Genomic DNA, 4,088 nt, shown 5'->3' on the forward strand with positions numbered 1-4,088 from the left:
CGTGGAATTGTCAAGGTATGCGCATTCAGTATGTGAGACGTCCAGTGAAAACATGCAGCAGAATGGATCCGGAAAATTTTTTTCAAAAGGGATTGACAAGGCGGAACCACCGTGCTATAATATACCCATAAAGCAGGTATGTTTATATGGTTTATGAGAAAAGGTCTGCACAAATCTGAAAGGGAGTATCTATTATGAAAGTGTATGAGCAAATCACAGATCTGATCGGTTCCACCCCCCTGGTAAAGCTGAAGAATTATTCCGCCAACCGGAAGCTGGAGGCTACCGTGTTGGCAAAGGTGGAATTCTTCAACCCCGCAGGCAGCGTCAAGGACAGAATTGCCAAGGCCATGCTGGATGACGCAGAGGCAAAGGGACTGCTGAAACCGGATTCCGTCATCATCGAGCCTACCAGTGGCAATACGGGCATCGGGCTTGCCTCCGTGGCAGCCTCCAGAGGCTACAAGACCATTCTTACCATGCCGGAAACCATGAGCGTGGAGCGCCGGAACCTGCTGAAGGCATACGGGGCACAGCTGGTGCTGACGGATGGGGCAAAGGGCATGAAGGGCGCCATTGAAAAGGCGCAGGAACTGGCTGCCCAGACACCCAACAGCTTTATTCCCAGTCAGTTTACCAATCCGGCAAATCCGGCGGCCCATCTTGCCACAACCGGCCCGGAGATCTGGAATGACACCGACGGGAAAGTGGATATTTTTGTAGCCGGCGTTGGCACCGGCGGCACCCTCAGCGGCGTGGGCGCTTACCTGAAGTCCCAGAACCCCGATGTAAAGGTGGTTGCGGTGGAGCCGGCAGGTTCTCCGGTGCTGTCCAAGGGCACAGCAGGCCCCCACAAGATCCAGGGCATCGGCGCAGGCTTCGTGCCGGAGACGCTGAACACCAAGATCTACGATGAGATCATCCCCGTGGAGAATGAGGACGCATTTGCCACTGGCAGAGCCATTGCCCATGAGGACGGCATTCTGGTGGGTATTTCCTCCGGCGCAGCGGTATTTGCCGCTACCCAGCTGGCACAGCGGCCGGAAAACAAGGGCAAGGTGATCGTTGCCCTGCTGCCGGATACCGGTGAGCGGTATCTGTCTACACCCATGTTTGCAGATTAATGATTCCCAGTTACTACGCACAGCAGCGGATCCTGCCGGAGAATGCTCCGGTCGGTCCGCTGTTTTTGTGTATAAGTGCCATTTATTTCGGATATGACTTGCTTTTCCCCGGCGAGCGTGGTATAATTTATAAGATAGGCGGAGTGCGCCCTTTTGAGGGTGGATGCTCCGACACTGACCGATGGGAGGAACGACATGCTCAGGAGTATGACAGGCTACGGCAGGGCGCAGCAGATCCTGGACGGAAAGGAGATCCTGGTGGAGATCCGGGCGGTGAATCACCGGTATTTTGAATTCTCGTCCCGGGTGCCCCGTGCATATATGTATCTGGACGAAAAGCTCAAGTCCCTGCTGCAGGGCAGGGTCGCCCGAGGCAAGACGGAGGTCTGCGTGACCATCAACCGGATCGACGGCAGCGATGCCAAAATCCAGGTGAACATGGGCACCGCTCAGGGCTATTTGCAGGCGCTGCGGGATGCAAACGAAACACTGCATCTGCAGGATGATCTGAAGCTGACGGATCTGATCCGGTTCCCGGAGATTTTTATTGTACAGAAGGCATTAGAGAATGAGGAAGCGGTCTGGGAGGAAATCAGACAGGTGGCGTCCGCCGCTCTGGATCGCTTTGTTACCATGCGGGAAGCAGAGGGCGCACGACTGAAAGCGGACATCAAGAGCAAGCTGGACGCCATCAGCGGCATGGTAGCTGTAGTGGAGGAAGCCTCCCCCCGGATGACGGAGCAATACCGGAACCGGCTGTATGCCAAGCTGGAGGAGCTGCTGGGCAGCAATGGCTTTGACCAGCAGCGCATTCTGACGGAGGCTGCGGTCTTTTCCGAAAAGGTTGCAGTGGACGAGGAAACTGTCCGGCTCCGCAGTCATATCCAGCAGTTCCATGCCTTGCTGGAGGATGAGGAGCCTGTTGGCAGAAAGCTGGACTTTCTGATCCAGGAAATGAACCGGGAGGTCAATACCATCGGTTCCAAGGCGCAGGAGCTGACCATCACCCAGACGGTGGTGAATCTGAAATCCGAGATCGAGAAGATCCGGGAACAGATCCAGAATATTGAATAGACAGGAGCGGATACAATGCAGCTGATCAACATCGGCTTTGGCAACATGGTTTCCAGCGCACGGCTGATCGCCATTGTCAGCCCGGAGTCTGCCCCCATCAAGCGGATCGTACAGGATGCCCGGGAGCAGGGCAGGCTGATTGATGCCACCTACGGCAGAAGGACCCGGGCGGTGATCGTCATGGACAGCGACCATGTGATCCTGTCCGCTGTGCAGCCGGAAACCGTTGCGGCACGGCTCAATGATAATGAGGAGGAACAGGCACAGGATGAAGAATAAGGGACTGCTGCTGGTAGTGTCCGCACCTTCGGGATGCGGCAAGGGCACCATTCTCGGGGAAATCCTGAAGGATGACAGCTTCTACTACTCCATTTCCGCCACCACACGGGCACCCCGTGAGGGAGAGCAGGACGGAGTGAACTACCATTTCATCACAAAAGAAGAATTTGAACAGCGTATCGCCCAGGGGGGTATGCTGGAATACGCCCAGTACTGCGGTAACTACTATGGCACGCCGAAAAAAGAGGTGGAGCAGATGCGGGATGCCGGCAGGGACGTGATCCTGGAGATCGAGGTTGAGGGCGCTATGAAGGTGCGGGCCCTTTGTCCGGATGCGGTGTTCCTGTTCATTGCACCCCCCTCGGTGGAGGAGCTGCGCCGTCGGCTCAACAAGCGGGGTACGGAGGCAGCGGAAGTGATCGAGGAAAGAGTGTCACAGGCATCCCGGGAGCTTTCCTATGCAAACCGGTACGATTATATCATTGTCAACGGGGAACTGGAAAAAGCCATCCAGGACTTCCGCACGGTGGTACGGGCAGAAAAACTGAGAACGAAAAACGGAAACAAGATAGATGAGGTGTTGAATCATGCTTAGACCGGCAATTTCACAGATTATTACCAAAAACGAAAGCGCATACTCCCTGGTGATCGGGGTTGCGAAGCGTGCAAGAGCCATTGCAGACGAACTGTACGAGCAGGGCATGACCCTGGAGGAAAAGCCCGTCAAGACCGCAGTGGAGGAGATCGCCAGCGGCAAGTACAAGATCGTAGAGCCGGAGTCCCTGGAGGAATAAGGCGTGGAACAGCCCTTGGTGCAGGCGGCTGCGGTTGCGGTCAGCGGCACCGCCTTTTCCTTTGACCGGCTGTTTGACTATCTGGTTCCTGCTTACCTGGAACAGTCCGCACAGCCGGGCTGCCGGGTGCTGGTGCCCTTCGGCAGAGGCAACCGGAAGCGGATCGGCATGATCCTGGTGCGGCATGAGATTCCGGCAGATCCCAAGCTCAAGCCCCTGCTGGCTGTGCCGGATCCGGAGCCGGTGCTGAACGGGGAAATGCTGGAGCTTTCCGACTGGCTGCACGAGCAGACCTTCTGTACCTATTATGACGCAGTCCGGTGTCTGCTGCCCTCCGGCATGAACCTGCGGGTGGAGGAGCATTTCTCCCTGTCCGATCAGGTGCCGGATGTGCCCCTGACGGAGGAGGAAGCGCATCTGCTCCGGTTTCTGCGGATGGCAAAATCCCGGCGGGAGCTGGATGCCATGCTGGATGTGTCCGTCAATCCGGATAAGCAGGAGCTGATCCACAGTCTTTTGCAAAAGGGCTGTATTCAGCAAACCGATCGGCTAGCCCAGGCGGTGGGGGATAAGTACATTCAGATGATCCGCCTGTCGGATGCATACCTTACAGGGCAGAACCGGCATCAGCCCACCCCCAAGCAGCGGCAGGTGCTGGCGCTGCTGGAGGAAAACGGCCCGGTTGCCGTCCGGGAGGCATGCTATCTGTGCGGTGTGACTCCGGCAGTGGTGAAAACCCTGCTGAAGCATGGACTGGTGGAGCAGTACGATATGGAGCAGCTCCGTCCGGTGCAAAGTGGACCGGAGCAGCGGCGGG

At 56.8% G+C, this 4,088-nt stretch carries 6 protein-coding genes (1 of these 6 only partly in view); all 6 read left to right on the forward strand.

What is annotated here, in order from left to right:
* The first annotated feature begins 194 nt into the window (after positions 1-194).
* On the forward strand, positions 195-1,124 hold the full coding sequence (cysK, locus tag QVO51_RS09780; RefSeq protein WP_015557921.1) for a cysteine synthase A: 930 nt from the start codon (positions 195-197) through the stop codon (positions 1,122-1,124).
* A 195-nt stretch (positions 1,125-1,319) separates the two neighbouring features.
* Positions 1,320-2,198 carry a YicC/YloC family endoribonuclease gene (locus tag QVO51_RS09785; RefSeq protein WP_022358248.1) on the forward strand — a complete coding sequence of 293 codons (879 nt, stop codon included), beginning with the start codon at positions 1,320-1,322 and terminating at the stop codon, positions 2,196-2,198.
* Between the two features lie 15 nt (positions 2,199-2,213).
* Positions 2,214-2,477 carry an extracellular matrix/biofilm regulator RemA gene (gene remA / locus QVO51_RS09790; protein ID WP_015557923.1) on the forward strand — a complete coding sequence of 88 codons (264 nt, stop codon included), beginning with the start codon at positions 2,214-2,216 and terminating at the stop codon, positions 2,475-2,477.
* Positions 2,467-3,072: a guanylate kinase gene (gmk, locus tag QVO51_RS09795; RefSeq protein ID WP_022358249.1), complete on the forward strand. Its 606-nt coding sequence runs from the start codon at positions 2,467-2,469 to the stop codon at positions 3,070-3,072. The genes remA and gmk overlap by 11 nt, the downstream gene beginning before the upstream one ends.
* Positions 3,065-3,271, forward strand: a complete 207-nt coding sequence (gene rpoZ / locus QVO51_RS09800; RefSeq protein WP_015557925.1) for a DNA-directed RNA polymerase subunit omega — start codon at positions 3,065-3,067, stop codon at positions 3,269-3,271. The genes gmk and rpoZ overlap by 8 nt, the downstream gene beginning before the upstream one ends.
* 18 nt (positions 3,272-3,289) lie before the next feature.
* A protein-coding gene (priA, locus tag QVO51_RS09805; RefSeq protein WP_441295920.1) for a replication restart helicase PriA crosses the window boundary here: on the forward strand, positions 3,290-4,088 show its beginning. The gene runs 1,673 nt beyond the window's last position; 799 of the gene's 2,472 nt are visible here — the first part of the coding sequence; it begins with the start codon at positions 3,290-3,292; its stop codon lies beyond the right edge, outside the window.

This window comes from Ruminococcus sp. CAG:379 (genome assembly GCF_000434255.1).
GTDB lineage: Bacteria > Bacillota > Clostridia > Oscillospirales > Ruminococcaceae > Ruminococcus_F > Ruminococcus_F champanellensis.